Origin of the sequence: Micromonospora sp. NPDC005220, assembly GCF_040607895.1 — a bacterium.
Lineage (GTDB): Bacteria > Actinomycetota > Actinomycetes > Mycobacteriales > Micromonosporaceae > Micromonospora.
Genome location: NZ_JBEXHP010000069.1, coordinates 1 through 21,849 on the forward strand (window position 1 = coordinate 1; position 21,849 = coordinate 21,849).

Genomic DNA, 21,849 nt, shown 5'->3' on the forward strand with positions numbered 1-21,849 from the left:
AGCGCGAGCACCGCCACGAACACCGCCATCTCCACCACCGTCACCAGACCGAAGCCGGGCCGGTCGAACACCACCGCCCAGGGGAAGAGGAACACAACGGCAAGTGTGTGCGGGCCTCCGCCGGCAGCCTCTTCCACGTCGACGTGGTGCGCGCGCCGGACCCGGTCGCGGTGGTCGACGCGCTGCGCGCCGCCGGCCTGTCGATCTTCGCGACCACCGGGTACGGCGACAGCGACCTGGACGACCTGATCGACTACGGCCGGCTCGTCGGGCCGACCGCCTGGCTGTTCGGCTCGGAGGCGCACGGCCTGCCGGAGGAGTTGACCGTTGCCGCCGACGCCCGGGTCCGGGTGCCGCTGTACGGGCGCGCGGAGAGCCTCAACCTGGCTGCCGCCGCGGCGGTCTGCCTGTACGCTTCAGCGAGAGCACAGCGCTGAGGTGATCGCCTCCGGCGCGACCGACAGCAGGGGAGAGCGTCCGTCCATGAACGCGACACGGCGTTCGTTTAGCCAGCCCGCCGGTGTCGGCGGGCGGCGGGCCTGACCCTGCTCCCTGCGCAACTCCTACCGGCGGGCTGCGGCACAGCCGCGCGTCCGTAGACTCGCTTAGCCGCCCCGCAGAGGGCTGGCGCCGCCGTGAGGGAGTGCCCGTACGCCATGAGCTACCGCAACGATCCGTACGACCCGAAGCAGGTCGCCCTGCTCGACCCCGCCGCCCTGGCCGAGGCCGTCGCGGACGCCACGAAGGCGTTCGAGGCCGCCGCCGACCCGGACGCGCTGACCGCACTGCGCCCGGTGCACCTGGGTGACCGGTCCCCGGTCTCGCTCGCCCGTCGGGAGATCGGCGCGCTGCCGCCGGCCGCGAAGTCCGACGCCGGCAAGCGGGTCAACGAGGCCCGCCGGGCGATCGAGACCGCGTACGCCGACCGCGCCGAGGTGGTGGAGCGCGAGCAGGCCGAACGGGTGCTGGTCGAGGAGCGGGTGGACGTCACACTGCCCTACGACAGGCGTCCCCGTGGCGCCCGGCACCCGTTGAGCGTCCTGATGGAGTCGATCAGCGACCTCTTCGTCGGGATGGGCTACGAGGTGGCCGAGGGGCCCGAGGTCGACCTGGAGTGGGTCAACTTCGACGCGTTGAACATCCCCGCCGACCACCCGGCCCGGGGCTTGATGGACACCTTCCACATCGCACCCGCCGATGGCTCCGGCCTTGTTCTCCGTACGCACACGTCGACGGTGCAGACCCGCACCATGCTCAGCCGCAAGCCACCGATCTACGTGATCGTGCCCGGTCGGGTCTACCGCACCGACGAGATCGACGCCACCCACAGCCCGGTGTTCCACCAGGCCGAGGGCCTGGTGGTCGACAAGGGCATCACGATGGCGCACCTGCGGGGCACGCTGGACCACTTCGCCCGCGCGATGTTCGGCCCGGAGGCGAAGACCCGGTGGCGGCCGCACTACTTCCCGTTCACCGAGCCGTCGGCGGAGTTCGACGTGTGGTTCCCGGAGCACCGGGACGGCCCGCAGTGGGTCGAGTGGGGCGGCTGCGGCATGGTCAACCCGCGGGTGCTGCGCGCCTGCGGCGTCGACCCGGAGGTCTACTCCGGATTCGCCTTCGGCATGGGCATCGACCGGACCCTGATGGTCCGGCACGGGGTCAGCGACATCCGCCATCTCTTCGAGGGCGACGTGCGGTTCAGCCGCGCGCTCGGGACCGGGGCGTAGGCGATGCGGGTACGAGACACGGGAACGGTGGTCTGAAGTCATGCGAGTTTCTGTCAGCTGGCTGCGGGAGTACGTCGACCTCCCCGCCGACCTGCCCACCGGTGACCTGGAGCAGGCCCTGGTCGACCTCGGTATCGAGGTCGAGTCCGTGGTGGACCTGCGCGAGAGCGTCACCGGCCAGCTGGTCGTCGGTGAGGTGCGCGAGATCGAGGAGCTCACCGGCTTCAAGAAGCCGATCCGGTTCTGCCGGGTGGACGTGGGCGACGCCAACGGCACCGGCGAGCCGCAGGAGATCGTCTGCGGTGCGCGTAACTTCGCCCCGGGTGACCGGGTGGTGGTGATCCTGCCCGGCGGTGTGCTGCCCGGCGGCTTCGCCATCGGCGCCCGCAAGACGTACGGGCACAACTCGGCGGGCATGATCTGCTCGGCGAAGGAGCTGGGCCTGGGCGACGACCACTCCGGCATCATCGTGCTGGGGCCGGACGTGACGGCCAAGCCGGGTGACGACGCGCGCCCGGTGGTCGGCCTCGACGACGTGGTGCTCGATCTGGAGATCACCCCCGACCGGGGGTACGCGCTGAGCCTGCGCGGTCTGGCCCGGGAGTTGTCGCACGCGTTCGACGCGCCGCTGCGCGACCCGGCCCTGGTGCCGGCTCCGGGCGGCACCGAGACGCCGCCGTACCCGGTGGAGGTCCGCGACACGGTCGGCTGCGACCGGTTCACCGCCCGCCTGGTCCGTGGGATCGACCCGACCGCGCCCACCCCGTCCTGGATGGCCCAGCGGCTCGTCACCGCCGGCATCCGCAGCATCTCGCTGCCGGTCGACATCACCAACTACGTGATGCTGGAGCTGGGCCAGCCGATGCACGCGTTCGACGCCGACCGGATCGCCGGGCCGCTGGTGGTCCGTCGCGCCGAGGCGGGGGAGAAGCTGACCACCCTGGACGGGGTCAACCGGGTGCTGACCGCCGACGACATGGTCATCTGCGACGACACTGGCCCGATCTCCCTCGCCGCGGTGATGGGCGGCGAGACCAGCGAGGTCGTCGCCAGCACCAGGAACGTGCTGTTCGAGGCGGCGCACTGGGACCCGGCGATGGTCGGGCGCACCGCCCGCCGGCACAAGCTGTTCAGCGAGGCCGCGAAGCGCTGGGAGCGGGGCGTCGACCCGGCCGTGGCGCTGGTCGCGCTGGAGCGCGCCGTGCGGCTGCTCACCGAGCACGGCGGCGGCACCCCGAGCGCGGAGATCCTGGACATCGACCACGTCCGGCCGCGTACCCCCATCACCCTGCCGGCGGACCTGCCGACCCGGCGGGTCGGCGTCGAGTACCCGCCGGCGCGGGTCGTCGCCCTGCTGGAGCAGGTGGGCTGCACGGTCGCGCAGGGCGCGGACCGGTTGTCCGAGGACCCGGGCGCGGTGGGCGTGGCCAGCGGCGCCGGGACGGTGCTGAGCGTCACCCCGCCGACCTGGCGGCCCGACCTGACCGACCCGGCCGACCTGGTCGAGGAGGTGGTCCGCCTCGACGGGTACGACAAGGTGCCGTCGGTGCTGCCGACCGCGCCTCCGGGGCGCGGTCTGACCCCGCGACAGCGTCGCCGCCGGGCCGTCGCGACGTCGCTCGCCGAGCGGGGGTACGTGGAGGTGCTCGCGCACCCGTTCGTGTCTCCGGAGCTGGCCGACCAGCTCGGCCTGCCGGCCGACGACCCCCGCCGGCCCGCGGTGCGGCTGGCCAACCCGCTGTCCGAGGAGGAGCCGCTGCTGCGCACCACGCTGCTCGGCCCGCTGCTCGGCATCCTCAAGCGCAACCTCGGCCGGGGTCACCGCGACCTCGCCCTCTACGAGATCGGCGCGGTCTTCCACCCGCGCGTCGGCGCCGGCAGCCCGCCGGCGATGGGCGTGGACCGGCGCCCCACCGACGAGGAGTTCGCGGCCGCCGACGCGGTGGTGCCGGAGCAGCCGGTGCACGCCGCGGTGGTGCTCTCCGGCGACCTGGACCCGGCCGGCTGGTGGGGTCCGGGTCGACCGGCCGGCTGGGCGGACGCGATCGAGGCGGGCCGTGACGTGCTCGCCGCCGCCGGAATCCCGGACGAGCGGGTCGAGGTGCGCGCCGCCGAGTACGCCCCGTGGCACCCGGGTCGCTGCGCCGAGCTGCGGGTCGACGGCTCGGTCGTCGGGCACGCCGGGGAGCTGCACCCGGTGGTGGTCGCGGCGCTGGAGCTGCCCCGCCGCACCTGCGCGATGGAGCTGAACCTCGACGCACTGCCGCCGACCCCGGTGACGCCCGCGCCGACGGTCTCCGGCTTCCCGCCGGCACTGATCGACGTGGCCCTGGTGGTGGACGACTCGGTGCCGGCGGAGCAGGTGCGCCGGGCGCTGGAGGCGGGCGCCGGCGAGCTGCTGGAGGACGTGCGGCTGTTCGACGTGTACTCCGGCGCGCAGCTCGGCGAGGGTCGGCGGTCGCTGGCGTACAAGCTCACCTTCCGGGCACCGGACCGGACGCTCACCGTCGAGGAGGCGGTCGCGGCACGGGACGCGGCGGTCGCCGTCGCGGCGGAACGCCTCGGCGCCACCCTGCGCGGCGCCTGACGGGGGTCGGCCCGGCCCCGGCCCGCGATCTCTTAATCCGCGGGTTCGGGGTTCGAGTCCCTGGCGGCGCACCAACGATCAAGGCCCTGACCTGGCGGTTCACACCGGGTCGGGGCCTTTTTCGTGTCCCCGTGTCGACGGTGGTGGCTCGGTGGGTGCTCGGGAGCCGTTGGACCGGGGCGGCATCGGTGGGACGCGGTGTGATGCCATCGGTCAGGCTCGAAGATCGAATGGGTGTGTTGCCGCCAGTGCATCCCGTCGAGTGTGGATAGGGGTTGGTTGTGCGTCGGATCGTGCGTAGGTCGGTGCGGGCCATTCTTGTGGACGAGGACGACCGCCTCGTGCTGATCAAGCGGATCAAGCCAGGCCAGGTGCCGTACTGGACGACGCCGGGTGGTGGCGTGGAGTCGACGGATGTATCCCTGGAGGCAGCGCTTCGTCGGGAGCTGCAGGAGGAACTCGGTGCCTCGGCCGATCGGTTCGCCCAGGTGTTCCTGTTCACCATCCCGGCTGGTGAAGGTGTTTCCGTGCAGCACTTCTTCGTCTGTCGGCTACTTGAGCTGCGGGAGGCTGCTCGAAGCGGGCCGGAGTTCGATGATCCATCGCGTGGTGACTATCAGCTTGATCGAGTGACGCTCGAGAAGCTGCCTGCAGTGGATCTCAAGCCGGAAGGGCTGACCGAGTTCATCACCTCCAACAAGGAGGCCCTGCTCTCGGTGTAGGGCAGCTTGGTCAGACCATCGCTGGGCCGGGTCTGAACTTGGATCGGCTACGGCAAGGTGCGGGTTCCGCTTGGCCGACCCCACGGTTTTGCTGGCGGCAAACTGCTGAGGGCGCGATCAGCGCATGGTCGCTCAGTCAACCTCCGTAGACCCCGATGGCGACGGCGGCGGATGAGCCGACGCGCGCATCTGGGCCGATGTGAGTGCGTTAGGTGATACCGCACGCTGCGACGAGCGGGCGTCAGCCGTTGCCGTGCTGCCGTTCCTGCTCCGCCAGCGCAGCCGCTGCCCTGTCCAGGTCGTAGTGAGGAAACACAGGGATGCCCCGGCGGCGCAACGCCTCGGCCGCGACGCCACGCCCCGCGACGGTGACGCCGGTGAAGGTTCCGTCGTGAACGTAGGTGCTACCGCAGGTAGGGCTGCCGTCAACCAGGATGGCCAGCCCGACGCCGGCCCGCAGTGCCTTGTCGACCGCCCGTTGCGCCGCCGCCTGGAACAGTTCGGTGACGTCACGGCCCGATGCTTCGTGTACTTGGGCGCGGCCGTCGAGAACGTCGGCCGCGCTGCCGCCGACGATCTCGGCTGGCGGGCGCGGCACCGGGAATCCGACGGCCAGTTCTGGACACAGCGACACGAGGCGCCCTTCAGAAGCCCACCGCTGCCAGATCGGAGAGGCGACCGGCACGCCGGTCTCGTTGAACCGGATCGGTGCGCCGCCCAGGCAGCCGCTGACCAGGATTTTCAACATGGCAACACCTGGGGCAGCAGCGCCGTCAGCGTCGCCGCGGTGTAGGTTGCCGTGACCCCTGGCGGCAGGCCGCCTCCAGCACGGTCGAGGAATGCCGTGTCGATACCCAGAGCGGCGGCTCCGGCAACATCGGACGATGCGGAGTTACCGATGTGGATCACGTCGCCGGGGCCCAGGCCGAGGCGGGCCAGCGCGAGCTGGAACGGTTCAGGGCGGGGCTTGTATGCGCGGGCTTCTTCGCTGGTCACCGCGGCGGCGACGGCGACGCCGTGCCACCGCAGCACCGCCGTCAGGTCGTCCTGGTCGACGTCGGACACCAGGCACACCGGCACCTTCACAGCATCAAGGAACGGTCGGCTGTCGTCGTACAACGGTGGATGACGCCAGGAGTGCAGTTGCTTCCGGCAGATCGGCTCAACATCCACGGATGCCCCGAAGTTCGCCACGGCCTCGGCGAGGCTGCCGAGCGTCAGGTCTGCGAGCGTACGAAAACCGGCCCCATACGCCATCTCGGCGCTGGCCTCCAGCCGTCGGGACCACTCCGCCGCGATAGCAAACGGATCGACTGCGATCAAATCTGCTACCTGCACGCAGACGTCATCGACCGAGCCTTCATCATCGTGTACGAGCGTGCCGTACAGGTCCAGCAAGATCGCCTGATACACAGTGAGACGCTACCCGAGCGGATCTGACCCCGGTCGGTCTCCAGGCACCCCTCGTGCCGAAGCCGCCATCACAGACCGGCACAGCCGGCACTCTGCCGTCTTCAGGCGCGCAGTATGGGAATGCTGTCGAGCTGATCTTGCCGAAGGTTCGATCCGATGATGCCGGACGGCCGTCCCCGATCGGGTCTGCAAGCCGCTACCTCGTTCGGTGTGATCGCGAAGTCGACGCTGAAGTCATGGTCCGCGTCGGGCAGTTCATCGTCGAGTAGCTGGATCTGGTGGATCGTGGTGGCGATGGCGGTCTCGGTGGTGACGAGTCCGGCCTCGGTGAGGAGAGCGATCTCCAGGTCGGAGTAGCCGGCGCCCTTGCCGACCCGCACGCCGCTGTGGCGGCTGATAGCGACGCTGCCACAGACAATGAGGTCCACCGGGCGCATCTCGGCGGGTCCCACGGTGGGAGCGACCTGCGGCGCACCGCTACTCGTAGCTGCGGTCTCGATTGGTGCGGTGAGGCTGGCGGGGTCGAGTAGATAGAAGGGCTTGGGGGTGGCGAGTCTCGGTACCGCCATGTAGAGCAGCTTGCCTTCCTGCAGTGCCCGTACCCGGACGGGAAGTTGTGCCCGGTCCGGGTTGCACTTGATCACTCGGGCCTTCTTCCATACGTCCAGTTCCGCGAGGCGGGCTGCGGCCTCTTCCTTGCCGACGAAGTCGGGGATGTGACCGTGCACGCCAAGTGGGGCGGCGCCATCACGTTCAAGGAGGTCCCATACGTGTTGCCGAACGGCGTGTTTGGCACGGTCGATGTCGGTCACCTTGGTGCTCCTACGGGCTCATGAGTGCGAGGAGTCGGTCGTTCACGTCCTGGACCGAGGGCTCGTTGCGCCAGGGGCGTAGCTGTCGGGCGGCGGCGAAGGTGACGGTGAGTCCACCGCCGGCACGGGTCCGCTCGATGACGTCGATGGCCTGATGCAGGTAGGACGTTGCGGCGTCGATGTCGCGTTGAAGGATGCTGGCGAGGGCGAGATTGCCGAAAACGACGGCGGTGGACTTGCGGCGTGCGGCGATCAGTTGTCGGGCGTTCTCGAGCGCTGGCACTGCTTGGTCTGGCTTGTTGAGGGAGAGCCAGCAGGAGCCCGCGAGCCTCGTGTAGTGGCTGGGGCAGAAGATGTCGGTAGCCGGATCTTGAGCGTCGACGGCGGCGAAGTGAGCCTCAGCGGTACCGAGAGCGTCGGAGCAGTCCCCGGCCTGACCGAGCATCGCGTGTGCCTCGGCCCGATGCAGTTGGGCGAGGCCGGCGATGACGTGACTGTCGCTGTGGCTGACGGCGGCGGCGCGGGTCGTCAGTACAAGGCCGGCGTTGGGTTGCTTGGTGCCGTAGAGGGCGAGGTAGCTCTTGCGGAGCAAGGCGTTAGCTTCGGTGACCGGGTCTCGTGCTTCCTGGGCTGCGCTGATCGCTTCGTCGAAGTAGGCGGCGCTGACGACATGGTCGTGCCGCTGCGAGGCGTCCCAGACGAGTTGACCCATCAACGTCGCGGACTCGGCGACTGCTGCCGCCAGCTCGCGCTGGACCGGCCCGTTGCTGGCGTGCTGGCGAAGGAAGATTGCCTGACCGTGTAGTTGCCCAGCCTCGGCAAGCAGGAGCGTCGAGGGCGTCTGGTCGTAGCGCTCGTCGAGTCGCCGCACGCGCTCCCTCAGGTACGCCACAGCGATCAGGTCGACGCGGCCGGGATTGTGCAGCACGTAGCCGAGACGCTCGTCGGGCGGTGACGGTGCCTGGCCGACGTCGGCCAGGAGGTCGGCGAGTTCCTCGATCGACAGCTTGAGGGCTGCGGCGAGTCGCGGCCGGTGCCAGGGCTGGGGGTCTGTTTCCGCCCGTTCCCAACGCACGATGGTGGAGCGGTCGACGCCGAGGGTCTCGGCGAGGCGCTCCTGGCTCAGGCCGATCGTCTTGCGGCGTTGGGCAAGCCGGTGCCGACGCCTATCCGCCACGTGCCGCCTCCCTTCGCCGCCATCCGTCACGGTCCATTCATCCAGCTCACACCGTGTGACGCAATGGGGATGCGTCAGTTCTGCGCCGTTGCCGCGCTGGGCACCAGCGACCGCCGGGGCTTGTGTAGACGCACGGCCGGAACGGGTGAGAGGAGAAGCCGCTGTGCAAGGCGTGGCGACTACGCGAGCTCCCGCCCGTTCCGCTGCCATGCCCAGCCCGACCTACTGAGTGGAGAGAGAAGTGAGCGCCCAGGAGCGAGACCGGCTTGATTCCACCGGAGCGTCTGTTGCCGCCGGGACCCACGAAGAGCCCACGCGCCTTACCCAAGCCCAACGCCTCGACTCCGGGCCCAGAGATCACGCCCCGCTGCGTCCGATCTGGCTCTGCCGTGCCTGCGGCCAACCCTGGCCCTGTGGCCGGGCGAAGCTCGCCCTCGTCGCCGAGTACGACGGCAACCCGGTCAGCCTGTTCCTCTACCTGGCCAGTCTGCTCCATGACGCCATCGACGACCTGCATAAGCTCAACCCCACCACCACCGGTTGCGGCAGTGACATGTTCGATCGGTTCCTTGGCTGGCCCGCCCGACACACCCGCTCCTACCGGGTGACTGAGATCGGCTCTTCGCGGCCCGAGGAGACAGAAGCATGAGAGGCCTCCCGCTCGACATTGCCGGCGAGCGCCGCGACGTTGCACCCCCCTTGTACCGCAGACCACAGATGTGAAAGGGAAGTTGGACAGCCAGCCTGGCCGGGGCAACTGGAAAGAGTGACCTGCCGGCGGGGCACATCCGACGCGCGAGGTGGCGAGCCCTTTGCCTCCATGACAGGTTGAGGACACATGCGCACCACCACGATCGGCGACGTGAAGGTTTTGCTGCCGGACCTCGAACCGGACGACCTCGACACCACGACGGACCTGGCCGGCGGCCTCACCGAGGCCCGCGTCGAGGGCGCAGCGTGGCACGGCTCGCACCTTGAGGACGTCAGCATCCGCAGCAGTCTGATCACCGGCGTGGACCTGAGCGAGAGCACCTGGGAAGCCGGCAGCCTCTACGGCTGCGAGATCACCCGCACCGACTTCTCCGGCGCGACCCTGACCGGCATCACCATCGAACGGTGCGCGATCACCGGCTCCCGGTTCACCGGCACCAGACTCACCGACGTACGCCTCAAGGACGTCCTGTTCGACGAGTGCCGCTTCGACTACGCCACCTTCCACCGCGTCACCGCCGCCGGCTCGGTCGCCTTCACCGACTGCACTCTCACTAACGGCGCGTGGTCTTCATGCCGACTACCTCGCATCGCGCTGCGGTCCTGTGACCTCACCGGCCTGGAATTGGACTCCTGCCACCTCGACGGCACCGACCTGCGGGGCAGCCGGCTCCGGGGCCTCAAGACGCCGCTGGACAACCTGCGTGGCGTCACCCTCGGCGAGGACCAACTTCCTGACCTCACCCAGCTGACCGTGGCCGCCCTCAACCTCACCGTCCGCAACCACTGAAGCCGAGGAGGCATCGTGCTAGCTGAACCCACCGGCAGCCCGGACACGATCCTCGTCTGCATCCGGGGCAACTCCGGCTCCGGCAAGAGCAGCATCGCCCGCGAGCTACGACGCCGGCACGGCCGGGGCTGCGCCCTGGTCGAGCAGGACTACCTGCGCCGCGTCCTGCTGCGCGAGCGGGACAAGCCCGGCGGCGCGGCGCCGGCGTTGATCGCGCAGACCGTTCGGTTCGCGCTGGACCACGGCTACCACGTGGTGCTGGAAGGCATCATGCACACCAGCCGCTACCGAAGCATGCTGACCGCCCTGCGGGACGACCACCGCGGCCGGTCGCTGTTCTGCTACCTCGACGTGTCCCTAGCCGAGACCCTGCGCCGGCACCTCACCCGCCCGCAGGCCACTGAGTTCACCGCCGAGCACATGAGCGGCTGGTACGCCGCCCATGACGTCCTGGACTGGCCCGACGAACTCGTCCTCCCCGAGACCACCGGACTGAACGAAGCCGTAGAGACCATCGCCGCTGTGACTGGGCTACCCCAGACCGGACGCGACGACGACCTGCCACCGAACGTTCCGTCCCGATAGAGCTCAGCCGGCTCTCATGCAGTCGATCTATTCATTACCATGCACTAGGCTGCATGAACTTGCACTCGTGAGTCGTCCTTGTTAATCTTCGCTGCATAGTCATGCGGAGGTGGGTATGGGGATCCGAGTCGCGGTCGCCGGTGCGAGCGGGTACGCCGGAGGCGAGTTGCTGCGCCTGATCGCCGGGCATCCGGAGTTCGACCTGGTCGCCGCCACCGCGCACAGTCAGGCCGGGCACCGCGTCGATGTGGTGCACCCGCAACTCACCGGCCTGGACCTGGTGCTCGGCGAGACCGATCCGTCGACGCTGGCCGACGCGGACCTGATCTTCCTCGCGCTGCCGCACGGCGAGTCGGCAGCCCTCGCGGCCCAGCTTCCGGCCGAGGTGCGGATCGTCGACCTGGGCGCCGACCACCGGCTGGCCGACCCGTACGCCTGGGCGCAGTACTACGGCGGCACGCACGCCGGGCAGTGGACCTACGGCCTGCCCGAGCTGCCCGGCCAGCGGGAGCTGATCGCCGGCTCCACCCGGGTGGCCAACACCGGCTGCTACGCCGCCGCGATCACCCTGGCGCTCGCGCCGCTGATCGCCGACGGCGCGGCCAGCCCCGCCGACGTGGTGGTGGTCGCCGCCTCCGGCACCTCCGGCGCGGGCCGGGCGGCCAAGCCGCACCTGCTGGCCAGCGAGGTGATGGGCGACCTGTCGCCGTACCGGGTGGGAACCCACCAGCACGTCCCGGAGATCAAGCAGGCCACCGGTGCGACCGGCTTGTCGTTCACCCCGGTCCTGGCGCCGATGCCGCGCGGCATCCTGGCCACTGTCACCGCGGCGCCGGCGCGCGGCGTGGACCCGCAGGAGGTGCTGGCGCGGGCGTACGCGGACGCGCCGTTTGTGCAGGTGCTGCCGGAGGGCCGCTGGCCGCACACCGCCGCCACGCTGGGCTCCAACTCGTGTCACCTGCAGGCCACCGTCGACGTCGACTCGGGTCGTCTGATCGTGCTCAGCGCGTTGGACAACCTGGGCAAGGGCGCCGCCGGTCAGGCCGTACAGAATGCCAACCTGATGCTGGGCCTGCCGGAGACGACGGGCCTGTCGACGTGGGGAGTTGCCCCGTGAGCGCGAGGAGTGCAGCGCAGCGGAGCCCCGCAGTCGCGAACGAAAGGCAGGCACCGTGAGTGTCACCACCCCTCGCGGGTTCCGGGCGGCCGGTGTGGCCGCCGGCCTCAAGGCCAGCGGCGGCGCGGACGTCGCCCTGGTGGTCAACGACGGCCCGGACGCTGGTGTGGCCGGTGTCTTCACCACCAACCGGGTCAAGGCCGCGCCGGTGCTGTGGAGCCAGCAGGTCGTGCAGGGCGGTGTGGTCCGCGCCGTGGTGCTCAACTCGGGTGGCGCCAACGCCTGCACCGGTCCGGCGGGCTTCCAGGACACGCACGCCACCGCCGAGCACGCCGCCGCCGTGCTGACCTCGGTCAGCCCACGGTTGATCCTCGGTGCCGGCGAGGTCGCGGTCTGCTCGACCGGCCTGATCGGTGAGCGGCTGCCGATGCCGAAGTTGCTGCCGGGCGTCCGCTCGGCGATCCGCGGGCTGTCCCGCGACGGTGGTCTGGCCGCCGCCGAGGCGATCATGACCACGGACACCCGGCCGAAGACGACGGTGGCCCGGGGGAGTGGCTGGACCGTCGGCGGCATGGCCAAGGGCTCCGGGATGCTCGCTCCGGGGATGGCCACCATGCTCTGTGTGCTCACCACCGACGCGGTGGCCGGGCCTGCGACGCTGGACGAGGCGCTGCGCGCCGCGACCCGGGTCACCTTCGACCGGGTCGACTCCGACGGTTGCATGTCCACGAACGACACCGTGCTGCTGCTGGCCAGTGGCGCGAGCGGCATCGAGCCGACGCCGGCCGAGCTGGCCGCCGCGGTCACCGAGGCCTGTCACGACCTGGCCCAGCAGTTGGTGGCCGACGCCGAGGGCGCGACCAAGCAGGTCGCCATCGACGTGGTGGGCGCCGCGACCGAGGACGAGGCGGTCGAGGTGGGTCGTACGGTGGCCCGCAACAACCTGGTCAAGACGGCGCTGTTCGGCAACGACCCCAACTGGGGTCGGATCCTCGCCGCCGTCGGCACCACCGCCGCCGCGTTCGAGCCGGACGAGGTGGACGTGGCGGTGAACGGGGTGTGGGTGTGCCGGGGCGGCGCCGCCGCCGAGGACCGCTCGAAGGTCGACCTGACCGGGCGGGACGTGACCATCCGGATCGACCTGCACGCGGGTACGTCGGCCGCCACGATCTGGACCAACGATCTGTCGCATGCGTACGTGCACGAGAACTCGGCGTACTCGACATGAGTCTCAGCAGCGATCTGGCTCGCGCCCAGGTCAAGGCGGAGACGCTGATCGAGGCCCTGCCCTGGCTGGCGCGCTTCTCCGGCTCGACGGTGGTGGTGAAGTACGGCGGCAACGCGATGACCGATCCGGAGTTGCAGCGGGCGTTCGCGGCCGACATGGTCTTCCTGCGCTACGCGGGCATCAAGCCCGTGGTGGTGCACGGCGGTGGTCCGCAGATCTCCGCGATGCTGGGTCGGCTCGGCATCGCCAGTGAGTTCCGGGGTGGTCTGCGGGTGACCAGCGCCGAGGCGATGGACGTGGTCCGGATGGTGCTGGTCGGTCAGGTGGGCCGGGAACTGGTCGGGCTGATCAACTCGCACGGTCCGTACGCCGTTGGCCTCTCCGGCGAGGACGCCCGGTTGTTCACCGCGGTGCGTCGGCCGGCGTACGTGGACGGGGTGCCGGTCGACGTGGGCCAGGTCGGTGACGTCGAGTCGGTGGACGTGTCCGCGGTGACCGACCTGATCGAGGCCGGTCGGATTCCGGTGATCTCCACGGTGGCGCCGGACCTGGAGGGGGTGCTGCACAACCTCAACGCGGACACCGCCGCTGCGGCGTTGGCCATCGCGTTGCGGGCCCGCAAGCTTGTGGTGCTCACCGATGTGGCCGGTCTGTACGCCGACTGGCCGGACACCACCAGCCTGGTCTCCGAGATCGCCGCGGACGACCTGGCGAAGCTGCTGCCCAGCCTTGAGTCGGGGATGGTGCCGAAGATGGAGGCCTGCCTGCGGGCGGTGCGTGGGGGAGTGCCCGCCGCGCACGTCGTGGACGGTCGGGTGGCGCACTCCACGTTGCTTGAGGTGTTCACCTCGGAAGGGTTCGGAACGATGGTGGTGCCGGGAGACGGGACGGACGCGACATGAGTACGTTGGCGCAGCGGTGGAAGCAGTCCATGATGGACAACTACGGCACGCCGCCGTTGGCGTTGGTCTCCGGCGCTGGTGCCGTCGTGGTCGACGATGCCGGCCGGGAGTACCTCGACCTGGTGGGTGGCATCGCGGTCAACGCCCTGGGTCACGCCCATCCGGCGGTGGTGGCGGCGGTGTCGAAGCAGGTCGCGACCCTCGGGCACGTCTCCAACCTCTATGTGGCCGAGCCGCCGGTCGCCCTGGCCGAGTTGCTGTTGGCGCTCGCCGGCCGACCGGGCAGGGTCTTCTTCGCCAATTCGGGCGCGGAGGCGAACGAGGCGGCGTTCAAGCTCTCCCGGCGTACCGGCCGCACCCACGTGGTGGCCACCCGGGGTGGCTTCCACGGCCGCACCATGGGCGCCCTCGCGTTGACCGGTCAACCGGCCAAGGCCGACCCGTTCCGGCCGCTTCCCGGTGAGGTGACCCACGTCGACTACGGCGACGTGGCAGCCCTCGACGCGGCCGTCACCGACGCCACCGCCATGGTGATCCTGGAGCCGATCCAGGGTGAGAACGGCGTGCTCGTCCCGCCGGCCGGCTACCTCGCCGCGGCCCGGCGGATCACCGCCCGGCACGGCGCGCTGCTGGTCCTCGACGAGGTGCAGACCGGCGTCGGGCGCACCGGGCACTGGTTCGCGCACCAGGCCGAGGGGGTGGAGCCGGACGTGGTCACCCTGGCCAAGGGGCTGGGTGGCGGGCTGCCCATCGGCGCCACGCTGGCCTTCGGTCCCGCCGCGGACCTGCTCACCCCCGGCTCGCACGGCACCACGTTCGGCGGCAACCCGGTCAGCTGCGCGGCGGCGCTCGCCGTGGTGGCGACCATCGCCAACGAGGGCCTGCTCGACAACGTCAAGCGGGTCGGTGAGCGGCTGCGTCGCGGTATCGAGGCGCTGGACCACCCGCTGGTCGCCGGGGTCCGCGGCGCCGGTCTGCTGCTCGGCGTGGCGCTCACCGCGCCGGTGGCGTCGGTGCTGGCCGAGGCGCTTCGGGAAGCCGGCTTCCTGGTCAACCCGGTGCAGCCGGGCGTGGTGCGGCTGGCCCCGCCGCTGATCCTCACCGCCGCCCAGGCGGACACCTTCCTCGCCGCGCTGCCCGCCGCGCTGGACGCGACCGCCCCGGCCGCCGCCGGCGCGGAGATCGCACCATCCACTCTGATCACCACGACGGGGACGACTCGATGACCCGACATTTCCTCCGCGACGACGACCTCTCGCCCGCCGAACAGGCCGCGGTCCTGGACCTGGCGGCGCGGATGAAGGCGGACCGGTTCGGCCACCGGCCGCTGCTCGGCCCCCGCTCGGTGGCGGTGCTCTTCGACAAGCAGAGCCTGCGGACCAGGATCTCGTTCGACGCCGGGATCGCCGAGCTGGGCGGGCACCCCCTCGTGGTGGACACCCAGGTCACCCACTTCGGCCGCGGTGAGTCCCTCGCCGACGCGGGGCGGGTGCTGTCCCGCTACGTCGCGGCGATCGTGCTGCGGACCCATGGTGACGAGCGGATCGCCGAGGTGGCCGCGGGTGCCAGTGTGCCGGTGGTCAACGCGCTCACCGACGGTTTCCACCCGTGCCAGCTGCTGGCCGACCTGCTCACCGTTCGGGAGCGGTGCGGCGGCACGGCCGGGCGTACCCTGGCGTACGTGGGGGACGGCGCGAACAACATGGCGCAGTCGTACCTGCTGGCCGGGGCGACGGCCGGGATGCACGTCCGGATCGCCGGCCCGGCCGGGTTCGCACCGGACGTGGCCGTGGTGGAACGGGCCGCGCAGATCGCGGCGGAGACCGGCGGGTCGGTGCGGGTGCTGACCGACCCGACCCAGGCGGTACGCGACGCCCACGTGCTGGCCACCGACACCTGGACGTCGATGGGGCAGGAGTCCGACGGGTTGGACCGGGTCACCCCGTTCCTGCCGTACCAGGTCAACAAGGAACTGCTCGGCCAGGCCGCGCCGGACGCGATCGTGCTGCACTGCCTGCCCGCGCACCGCGGCGAGGAGATCACCGACGAGGTGCTCGACGGCCCGCAGAGCGCGGTCTTCGACCAGGCGGAGAACCGGCTGCACGCCCAGAAGGCGCTGCTGACGTTCCTGCTGCAAACCGCGGCGGGGGAAACCGCGACCGGCGGCACCTTCACCGGCGGGCAGCGATGACCGCGCCGTTGACTCGCGCGGCCCGGCACGCCCGGATCGTGGAGCTGATCCGTGACCGGGCGATCCGGTCGCAGACCGAGCTGGCCGACCTGCTCGCCGCCGACGGCGTGGGCGTCACCCAGGCCACCCTCTCGCGGGACCTGGAGGAGCTGGGCGCGGTCAAGGTGCGCGGCGGCGACGGCCCGGCCGTCTACCTGATCCCCGAGGACGGCCAGCGACCGTTGCGCGACGCCGAGGCCGCGCCGGCCCGGCTGGTACGGCTGCTGCGCGAACTGCTCAACGGCGTCGACTCCAGCGGCAACATCGCGGTGCTGCGGACGCCACCGGGCGCGGCCCAGTACCTGGCCAGCGCGTTGGACCGGGCGGGCCTGCCGGAGATCGTCGGCACCATCGCCGGCGACGACACCATCCTCGTCGTGGCCCGTGAGGCCGTCGGCGGGGCCGCACTCGGAGAGAAGCTCGCCGGCTGGGCCCGCCGGGACGACACCGTGGAAGGCAACCCCGCAGTCGCGAGCGAAAGGCAAGCAGCGCAATGATGAGCGTCGTGGACGACAAGAGCCTGACCGAGAACAGCGCCGCCACCAACCGGACGAGCCTCTGGGGTGGCCGATTCGCGGGCGGCCCGGCCGAGGCGCTCGCCCGACTGTCGGTGAGCGTGCAGTTCGACTGGCGCCTGGCCCCGTACGACATCGCGGGTTCCCGGGCGCACGCCCGGGTCCTGGCCGGCGCCGGCCTGCTCGACCCGGAGGAGTTGGGCCGGATGCTGGCCGCGCTGGACGACCTGGAGGCCGCCTGCGCCTCCGGGGCGTTCCGCCCGACCATCGACGACGAGGACGTGCACACCGCGCTGGAGCGCGGTCTGCTGGAGCGGCTCGGCAGCCTCGGCGGCAAGCTGCGCGCCGGCCGGTCCCGCAACGACCAGGTCGCCACCGACCTGCGGCTCTACTTGCGCGACCACGCCCGGGGGGTGGCCAGCCGCCTGGTCGAGCTCGCGGAGGCGCTGGTCGAGCAGGCCGAGCGGCACGTCGACACCGCCGCGCCGGGGATGACCCACCTCCAGCACGCCCAGCCGGTCACCTTCGGGCACTGGCTGCTGGCCCACGTGCAGCCGTTGCTGCGCGATCTGGAGCGGCTGCGCGACTGGGACCACCGGGCGGCGATCAGCCCGCTCGGCGCGGGCGCCCTGGCCGGTTCCGGGCTCCCGCTGGACCCGCTGGCGGTGGCCAAGGAGCTGGGCTTCCGGACGTCGTTCGCCAACTCGATGGACGCCGTCGCGGACCGGGACTTCGTGGCCGAGTTCCTCTTCACCACCGCCCTGATCGGGGTGCACCTGTCCCGGCTCGGCGAGGAGGTGGTGCTCTGGACCTCGCACGAGTTCGGCTGGGTGGAGCTTGACGACTCGTTCGCCACCGGCTCGTCGATCATGCCGCAGAAGAAGAACGCGGACATCGCCGAGCTGGCCCGGGGCAAGTCCGGGCGTCTGGTCGGCGGCCTGATGACGGTGCTCACCATGCTCAAGGGCCTGCCGATGACCTACGACCGGGACATGCAGGAGGACAAGGAGCCGGCCTTCGACGCGGTCGACACCCTGGAGCTGCTGCTTCCCGCCCTGGCGGGAATGATCTCCACGATGACGGTCCGGGTGGACCGCCTCGTCGCCGCCGCCCCGGTCGGCTTCTCCCTCGCCACCGAGGTCGCTGACTGGCTGGTCCGACGCAACGTGCCGTTCCGCGACGCGCACGAGATCACCGGTCAGCTGGTGGCGCTCTGCGCGGCTCGGGAGTGCGAGCTGAACGACGTCTCCGACGAGGACCTCGCCGCGATCAGCGGGCACCTCGACCCGTCGGTGCGCGACGTGCTCTCGGTCCGTTCGGCTCTCGCGGCCCGGACCACCCCCGGCTCCACCGGCCCCGGCCCGGTCGCCGACCAGCTCGCCGCCGCGGCGGACCGGCTGGTCAGCTGGCGGGAGTGGGCCACCGAACGGGTCGTCCCGCGCTGAGCCGTGCCGTGGCGTCGGCGCTGGCCGCCGGCGCCGCGGCGGTTCAGGCCGTCGGGCGCTCCCGCTTGGGGAGCTTGGCCACCACCATGTCGTACGACGAGTCGACCGCCTCGGTCAGCTCCTCGTCGTCGATCCCGCCGTCCAGGCGCAGCGTGTTCCACCCGGACCGGCCGATGTAGGGCATCACGGTGGCGTCGCCGGGGTGCCGGTGCAGCCACTCGTCGGCTACCTCCCGGGTCGGCCCGCACTTGATGCCGACCGTCGGCTTGCCCCCTTCGCTGCCGAGGAACGCGAAGATCCGGCCGCCCACCTTCACCACCTCGTCGCCCTCCCACGGTTGGTCCAGCCATGCTCCCGGCTTGGCCAGGCAGTACGCCAGCATCTCCGCGCGCTTCATGGGTGCCTCCTCGTCGTGCGCACAGTGTGCCCGCCCAACCGCCCGCCGGCACGAGGCGTGCCGGTCCGCTACCCCCGGCGCCCCCGCAAGATCGCTCGATCTAGGACGGCCCTACCCTGCCCTGCCCTGTCGATCATGGAGTTGTGGTGCCCGACTTGGTATCATGTGGGTCCTTTGTCACCGACCACAACTCCATGATCGACGAAGCCTGGCGGGTTGACGAGCCTGCTGGTCAGGCGGTCTGCTCGGACGAGCGGGCCGCGACCCGTTCGTAGCGCTGCCGGGCCGCCTGCGCGCTGCCCAACCCGAGCCCGTACGCGATCGCCTGCCAGGTCAGCCCCCGATCGCGGGCCAGCGTCAACAGGCCGGCCTCCAGGGCGTCCAGCTCGGCGCGGACGTGTGGCAGCAGGGTCAGCGCGGCGGTGAGGTCGGCGGCGTCGACCGGCTCCTCCGCGGGTTCGCGCTCGGCCCCACCGGCGGCCAGCGCGGTGACCAGGGCGACCGCCTCCCACGGGTCGAGCACGTACGGATGGGCCCAGCGGCCCCGCCGGGTGTCGGTGCCGGCGTGCCGCTCGGTGATCCGTTGCAACGCCTCGTGCGTCCGATGGGCGCGGGCCCGGCCCGGGTCCGGCGCGGTGAAGATGTCCTCGGTCGTCATCCCCTGAGCACACCCCATCAACGAAACCTTGTCAACAGATCGTTCAAATAGCACCGCGTCGGCCGAAGGGCGGACCGGCGCCTCGCTCGGCCGGCGCCCGGCTGGCCCGACCGGGCGCCGGGGCGGTGGGATGGGTACCGTCGAGGACATGGCCCTGTCGTCCGGTGACGCCACCACCGACGCCGACCTGGCGGCACTGGCGGACCTGCTCGCCGGTCCATTGCTGCCGGCGGCGCGCGGCCTGCTGGGCTGCCGACTGCAGGCCGGCGGGGTCACCGTCCGGATCACCGAGGTCGAGGCGTACGCGGGAAGTGGCGGCGATCCGGCCTCGCACGCCCATCGGGGCCGTACCCCGCGCAACGCCGTGATGTTCGGCCCCGCCGGATACGCCTACGTCTACTTCACCTACGGCATGCACTGGTGCATGAACGTGGTCACCGGGGTCGACGTGGAGGCCTCCGCCGTGCTGCTGCGCGCCGGCGAGGTGGTCGAGGGCCTGGCCACGGCACGGGAGCGCCGGCCGGCCATCCGGCGGGACGTGGACCTGGCCCGCGGGCCCGCCCGGCTCTGCTCCGCGCTCGGCATCGACCGCGAGGCGTACGGGGCGTACCTGCTCGGCGACGGCCCGGTCCGACTGCGTCCACCGGCCGCCCCGGTGTCTGCGGATGAGGTGGTCGCCGGACCCCGCGTCGGTGTGACCGGGGCGCACGACCTGCCGTGGCGGTTCTGGCTCGACGGCGACCCGACGGTCAGCGCGTACCGCCGGCACGTGCCCCGCGTCCGGCGCTGAGCGCGGCCCAGGTGTGGCACAAATGGTGGTCCAGCTAGTCGATCAGGTGCTGGAATTCCGCCGGCGTCAGTCCCGCCTGTCGGAGGATCGAAGCCAACGTTCCACGCTTGATGGTGGCGTGCTGGGCTGGGCTCATGCCGCCCTTCCCACCTGGAAGGACGTCACCAGGGGTGTGGCCTCGATGGCCGGTTGGGAAACTTCCTCGAGGTAGGCCTCGACCGCTTCCCGTAGATTGCTCAGAGCAGCGTCGAGCGTCTCGCCCTGGCTGGCCACGTCCAGTTCGAGGCACCGCGCGACGTACCAGTCCTCTTCCTCGTGCACCGCTGCGGTGAACGTCCGAACCATTGCGGCCTCCTTGGCAGACGACCCCGTCATCCTACGAGTCTGACGGTTCCGAGAGTGGATCGAAGCGGTGCCGGTCGCACCCGTCATTTGCCAGACGGTGGCGTGTGGCCGGGCGGATTTGTCGGAGCTTGTGGCGATAATCACCGGACCTGCTCACCGACGGTTCGGAGGACGTCATGGCAACACTGCTCGCGATTGGCACAGCCAAGGGATTGTTTCTCGCCACCAGCACCGACGACCGGCGCAGTTGGGAGATCACCGGTCCGCACTTTCCGATGACAGGTGTCTACGCGGTCGCGGTCGACACCCGTCGTTCCACCCCGCGTCTGCTCGCCGGCACGGCCAGCTCCCACTTCGGCCCCAGCCTCGCCACCAGTGACGACCTCGGCGTTTCCTGGGACGAGCCCGACCAGGCGCCGGTCGCCTTCCCGGCCGACACCGGCGTCTCCCTCGGGCGGGTCTGGCAGTTGATGCCGGCCGGCGCCGACGAGCCGGACGTCGTCTGGGCCGGCACCGAGCCCTCGGCGCTGTTCAAGTCCACCGACGGTGGCCGCAGCTTCGAGCTCGTCCGTTCCCTCTGGGACCATCCGCACCGCCCCCGGTGGGGGGCCGGCTTCGGCGGTCAGGCGGTGCACACCGTGCTGCCGCACCCGCGTGACCCGGCTCGGTTGCTGGTCGCCATGTCCACCGGCGGGGTCTACCGCTCGGAAGACGCCGGGGCGAGCTGGGCGCCGGGCAACACCGGCATCCGCGCCCAGTTCATGCCCGACGAGTGGCCGGAGTTCGGCCAGTGCGTGCACAAGGTCGCCCGGGACTCCGGCAACCCCGAGCGGCTGTACGCGCAGAACCACCACGGCGTCTACCGCTCCGACGACGACGGCCGCACCTGGTCCTCGATCGCCGACGGGCTGCCCAGCGACTTCGGCTTCCCGATGGTGACCCACCCGGGGCGCGCCGGCACGGTGTGGGCTTTCCCGCTGGTGGCCGACGGCGAGCGGTTCCCGACCGATCACCGCTGCCGGGTGTTCCGTTCCTCCGACGCCGGTGGCAAGTGGGAGCCGCTGTCGGTGGGGCTGCCCGAGGGGCCGTTCTATCCGGCGGTGCTCCGGGACGCGATGTGCGCCGATGACGCCAGCCCCGGTGGGGTCTACTTCGGCACCCGCTCCGGCTCGGTCTTCGCCAGCCGCGACGAGGGTGACTCCTGGTCGACGGTCGCGGCGCACCTGCCCGACGTGCTCTGCGTTCGCGCTGCGACGGTGTGAGGTGGTCACCGTGCTGCTGCCCGGCCCGCTGCGCGGCGAGGCCGGGGGTGCGAGTCTGCTGAGCGTCACCACCGCCGGGACGCTGCGGGCCGTTCTCGACGAGATGGCCGTCGCGCATCCCCGGCTGGCCCGGCGCATCCGCGACGAGCGCGGCGAGCTGCGCCGCTACGTCAACGTCTTCGTCGACGGGGAAGACTGCCGGCACTCCGGCGGGCTGGCCACCCCGGTCAAGGACGGTGCGGAGGTGCAGGTGCTGCCGTCGGTGGCGGGCGGCTGACCGGGGCCGGCGCCGAGGGCAGCGTTCGACCCGAATGTCGCGTTGTGGAGGGGTGATCGGCGCCACTACGGGGCGTCCCGCCGACGGAATAGTTGCGTCGTCAAATAAGTTGTGGGCTGCGTCCGGGTATCACGACGGCACCCGGTTGACACGCGAGGA

The 21,849-nt window shown here is 71.2% G+C and carries 23 protein-coding genes and 2 pseudogenes; 17 read left to right on the top strand and 8 right to left on the bottom strand.

The window, feature by feature from the left end; genetic code table 11:
- Positions 1–95, bottom strand: a pseudogene (ndhC, locus tag ABZU52_RS22455) (NADH-quinone oxidoreductase subunit A); the annotation flags it as partial.
- On the opposite strand from ndhC, the pseudogene ABZU52_RS22460 reads away from it, so the two are divergent.
- From ABZU52_RS22460 to ABZU52_RS22475, 4 genes and pseudogenes are all read left to right on the top strand, one after another.
- Positions 87–442 (top strand): annotated as a pseudogene (locus tag ABZU52_RS22460) (RNA methyltransferase); the annotation flags it as partial. The pseudogenes ndhC and ABZU52_RS22460 sit on opposite strands and share 9 nt — an antisense overlap.
- 214 nt (positions 443–656) lie before the next feature.
- Positions 657–1,727 carry a phenylalanine--tRNA ligase subunit alpha gene (gene pheS / locus ABZU52_RS22465; protein WP_354972948.1) on the top strand — a complete coding sequence of 357 codons (1,071 nt, stop codon included), beginning with the start codon at positions 657–659 and terminating at the stop codon, positions 1,725–1,727.
- Between the two features lie 40 nt (positions 1,728–1,767).
- Positions 1,768–4,314 (top strand): phenylalanine--tRNA ligase subunit beta, encoded by a 2,547-nt coding sequence (pheT, locus tag ABZU52_RS22470; protein ID WP_354972949.1) that lies wholly within the window; start codon positions 1,768–1,770, stop codon positions 4,312–4,314.
- A gap of 281 nt (positions 4,315–4,595) precedes the next feature.
- Complete coding sequence (locus ABZU52_RS22475; RefSeq protein WP_354972950.1) at positions 4,596–5,036, top strand: NUDIX hydrolase; 441 nt, start codon at positions 4,596–4,598, stop codon at positions 5,034–5,036.
- Between the two features lie 241 nt (positions 5,037–5,277).
- Here the strand turns inward: ABZU52_RS22475 and ABZU52_RS22480 are convergent, their stop codons facing one another.
- The 4 genes from ABZU52_RS22480 to ABZU52_RS22495 form a co-directional block, all read right to left on the bottom strand.
- Positions 5,278–5,784, bottom strand: coding sequence for a DUF523 domain-containing protein (locus ABZU52_RS22480; protein ID WP_354972951.1), 507 nt, complete (start codon positions 5,782–5,784; stop codon positions 5,278–5,280).
- Positions 5,778–6,449, bottom strand: coding sequence for an HAD family hydrolase (locus ABZU52_RS22485; protein ID WP_354972952.1), 672 nt, complete (start codon positions 6,447–6,449; stop codon positions 5,778–5,780). The genes ABZU52_RS22480 and ABZU52_RS22485 overlap by 7 nt, the downstream gene beginning before the upstream one ends.
- 101 nt (positions 6,450–6,550) lie before the next feature.
- Positions 6,551–7,261: a 5-formyltetrahydrofolate cyclo-ligase gene (locus ABZU52_RS22490; RefSeq protein ID WP_354972953.1), complete on the bottom strand. Its 711-nt coding sequence runs from the start codon at positions 7,259–7,261 to the stop codon at positions 6,551–6,553.
- A gap of 10 nt (positions 7,262–7,271) precedes the next feature.
- Positions 7,272–8,438, bottom strand: coding sequence for a helix-turn-helix domain-containing protein (locus ABZU52_RS22495; protein WP_354972954.1), 1,167 nt, complete (start codon positions 8,436–8,438; stop codon positions 7,272–7,274).
- 367 nt (positions 8,439–8,805) lie between these two features.
- Between ABZU52_RS22495 and ABZU52_RS22500 the strand changes: the two genes are divergently transcribed.
- The 10 genes from ABZU52_RS22500 (at position 8,806) to argH (ending at position 17,961) form a co-directional block, all read left to right on the top strand.
- Positions 8,806–9,087: a hypothetical protein gene (locus ABZU52_RS22500; RefSeq protein ID WP_354972977.1), complete on the top strand. Its 282-nt coding sequence runs from the start codon at positions 8,806–8,808 to the stop codon at positions 9,085–9,087.
- Between the two features lie 189 nt (positions 9,088–9,276).
- Positions 9,277–9,939, top strand: coding sequence for a pentapeptide repeat-containing protein (locus tag ABZU52_RS22505; protein ID WP_354972955.1), 663 nt, complete (start codon positions 9,277–9,279; stop codon positions 9,937–9,939).
- 15 nt (positions 9,940–9,954) lie between these two features.
- Positions 9,955–10,524: a kinase gene (locus ABZU52_RS22510; RefSeq protein ID WP_354972956.1), complete on the top strand. Its 570-nt coding sequence runs from the start codon at positions 9,955–9,957 to the stop codon at positions 10,522–10,524.
- Positions 10,525–10,639: 115 nt separating this feature from the next.
- Entirely contained in the window at positions 10,640–11,641 is a 1,002-nt protein-coding gene (argC, locus tag ABZU52_RS22515; protein WP_354972957.1) for an N-acetyl-gamma-glutamyl-phosphate reductase, read from the top strand.
- 55 nt (positions 11,642–11,696) lie between these two features.
- Positions 11,697–12,869 carry a bifunctional glutamate N-acetyltransferase/amino-acid acetyltransferase ArgJ gene (gene argJ / locus ABZU52_RS22520; RefSeq protein ID WP_354972958.1) on the top strand — a complete coding sequence of 391 codons (1,173 nt, stop codon included), beginning with the start codon at positions 11,697–11,699 and terminating at the stop codon, positions 12,867–12,869.
- A complete protein-coding gene (gene argB, locus ABZU52_RS22525) occupies positions 12,866–13,771 on the top strand; it encodes an acetylglutamate kinase (protein ID WP_354972959.1) in 906 nt (301 codons plus the stop codon). The genes argJ and argB overlap by 4 nt, the downstream gene beginning before the upstream one ends.
- Entirely contained in the window at positions 13,768–14,997 is a 1,230-nt protein-coding gene (locus ABZU52_RS22530) for an acetylornithine transaminase (protein ID WP_354972960.1), read from the top strand. Before argB ends, ABZU52_RS22530 begins: the two co-directional genes overlap by 4 nt.
- A complete protein-coding gene (argF, locus tag ABZU52_RS22535; RefSeq protein ID WP_354972961.1) occupies positions 14,994–15,962 on the top strand; it encodes an ornithine carbamoyltransferase in 969 nt (322 codons plus the stop codon). The genes ABZU52_RS22530 and argF overlap by 4 nt, the downstream gene beginning before the upstream one ends.
- Positions 15,959–16,498 (top strand): arginine repressor, encoded by a 540-nt coding sequence (locus tag ABZU52_RS22540; protein WP_354972962.1) that lies wholly within the window; start codon positions 15,959–15,961, stop codon positions 16,496–16,498. Before argF ends, ABZU52_RS22540 begins: the two co-directional genes overlap by 4 nt.
- Positions 16,498–17,961, top strand: coding sequence for an argininosuccinate lyase (gene argH, locus ABZU52_RS22545; RefSeq protein WP_354972963.1), 1,464 nt, complete (start codon positions 16,498–16,500; stop codon positions 17,959–17,961). The genes ABZU52_RS22540 and argH overlap by 1 nt, the downstream gene beginning before the upstream one ends.
- Positions 17,962–18,004: 43 nt before the next feature.
- On the opposite strand, the gene ABZU52_RS22550 is transcribed toward argH, so the two are convergent.
- Both ABZU52_RS22550 and ABZU52_RS22555 read right to left on the bottom strand, forming a co-directional pair.
- The gene (locus ABZU52_RS22550; RefSeq protein WP_354972964.1) at positions 18,005–18,358 is read right to left on the bottom strand and encodes an MmcQ/YjbR family DNA-binding protein; all 354 of its coding nucleotides are present in this window, start codon (positions 18,356–18,358) and stop codon (positions 18,005–18,007) included.
- Between the two features lie 232 nt (positions 18,359–18,590).
- A complete protein-coding gene (locus ABZU52_RS22555; protein ID WP_354972965.1) occupies positions 18,591–19,016 on the bottom strand; it encodes a DNA-binding protein in 426 nt (141 codons plus the stop codon).
- Positions 19,017–19,164: 148 nt separating this feature from the next.
- On the opposite strand from ABZU52_RS22555, the gene ABZU52_RS22560 reads away from it, so the two are divergent.
- Entirely contained in the window at positions 19,165–19,806 is a 642-nt protein-coding gene (locus ABZU52_RS22560) for a DNA-3-methyladenine glycosylase (protein ID WP_354972966.1), read from the top strand.
- Positions 19,807–19,938: 132 nt separating this feature from the next.
- Here the strand turns inward: ABZU52_RS22560 and ABZU52_RS22565 are convergent, their stop codons facing one another.
- Entirely contained in the window at positions 19,939–20,181 is a 243-nt protein-coding gene (locus ABZU52_RS22565) for a type II toxin-antitoxin system HicB family antitoxin (protein ID WP_354972967.1), read from the bottom strand.
- Between the two features lie 146 nt (positions 20,182–20,327).
- Here ABZU52_RS22565 and ABZU52_RS22570 point away from each other — a divergent pair, with 146 nt between their 5' ends.
- Together ABZU52_RS22570 and ABZU52_RS22575 are read left to right on the top strand one after the other, a co-directional pair.
- On the top strand, positions 20,328–21,413 hold the full coding sequence (locus tag ABZU52_RS22570; protein WP_354972968.1) for an exo-alpha-sialidase: 1,086 nt from the start codon (positions 20,328–20,330) through the stop codon (positions 21,411–21,413).
- Between the two features lies 1 nt (position 21,414).
- Complete coding sequence (locus ABZU52_RS22575) at positions 21,415–21,690, top strand: ubiquitin-like small modifier protein 1 (RefSeq protein ID WP_354972969.1); 276 nt, start codon at positions 21,415–21,417, stop codon at positions 21,688–21,690.
- The last annotated feature ends 159 nt before the right edge of the window (positions 21,691–21,849 follow it).

What these genes read in the sequence shown, in the direction of transcription:
- ABZU52_RS22570 (WP_354972968.1), top strand. Translation starts at nt 20,328, where the DNA reads ATGGCAACACTGCTCGCGATTGGCACAGCCAAGGGATTGTTTCTCGCC.
- ABZU52_RS22565 (WP_354972967.1), bottom strand. Translation starts at nt 20,181, where the DNA reads ATGACGGGGTCGTCTGCCAAGGAGGCCGCAATGGTTCGGACGTTCACC.
- pheT (WP_354972949.1), top strand. Translation starts at nt 1,768, where the DNA reads ATGCGAGTTTCTGTCAGCTGGCTGCGGGAGTACGTCGACCTCCCCGCC.
- argB (WP_354972959.1), top strand. Translation starts at nt 12,866, where the DNA reads ATGAGTCTCAGCAGCGATCTGGCTCGCGCCCAGGTCAAGGCGGAGACG.
- ABZU52_RS22530 (WP_354972960.1), top strand. Translation starts at nt 13,768, where the DNA reads ATGAGTACGTTGGCGCAGCGGTGGAAGCAGTCCATGATGGACAACTAC.
- argC (WP_354972957.1), top strand. Translation starts at nt 10,640, where the DNA reads ATGGGGATCCGAGTCGCGGTCGCCGGTGCGAGCGGGTACGCCGGAGGC.
- ABZU52_RS22480 (WP_354972951.1), bottom strand. Translation starts at nt 5,784, where the DNA reads ATGTTGAAAATCCTGGTCAGCGGCTGCCTGGGCGGCGCACCGATCCGG.
- pheS (WP_354972948.1), top strand. Translation starts at nt 657, where the DNA reads ATGAGCTACCGCAACGATCCGTACGACCCGAAGCAGGTCGCCCTGCTC.
- ABZU52_RS22555 (WP_354972965.1), bottom strand. Translation starts at nt 19,016, where the DNA reads ATGACGACCGAGGACATCTTCACCGCGCCGGACCCGGGCCGGGCCCGC.
- ABZU52_RS22560 (WP_354972966.1), top strand. Translation starts at nt 19,165, where the DNA reads ATGGCCCTGTCGTCCGGTGACGCCACCACCGACGCCGACCTGGCGGCA.
- argH (WP_354972963.1), top strand. Translation starts at nt 16,498, where the DNA reads ATGAGCGTCGTGGACGACAAGAGCCTGACCGAGAACAGCGCCGCCACC.
- ABZU52_RS22550 (WP_354972964.1), bottom strand. Translation starts at nt 18,358, where the DNA reads ATGAAGCGCGCGGAGATGCTGGCGTACTGCCTGGCCAAGCCGGGAGCA.
- ABZU52_RS22540 (WP_354972962.1), top strand. Translation starts at nt 15,959, where the DNA reads ATGACCGCGCCGTTGACTCGCGCGGCCCGGCACGCCCGGATCGTGGAG.
- argF (WP_354972961.1), top strand. Translation starts at nt 14,994, where the DNA reads ATGACCCGACATTTCCTCCGCGACGACGACCTCTCGCCCGCCGAACAG.
- ABZU52_RS22505 (WP_354972955.1), top strand. Translation starts at nt 9,277, where the DNA reads ATGCGCACCACCACGATCGGCGACGTGAAGGTTTTGCTGCCGGACCTC.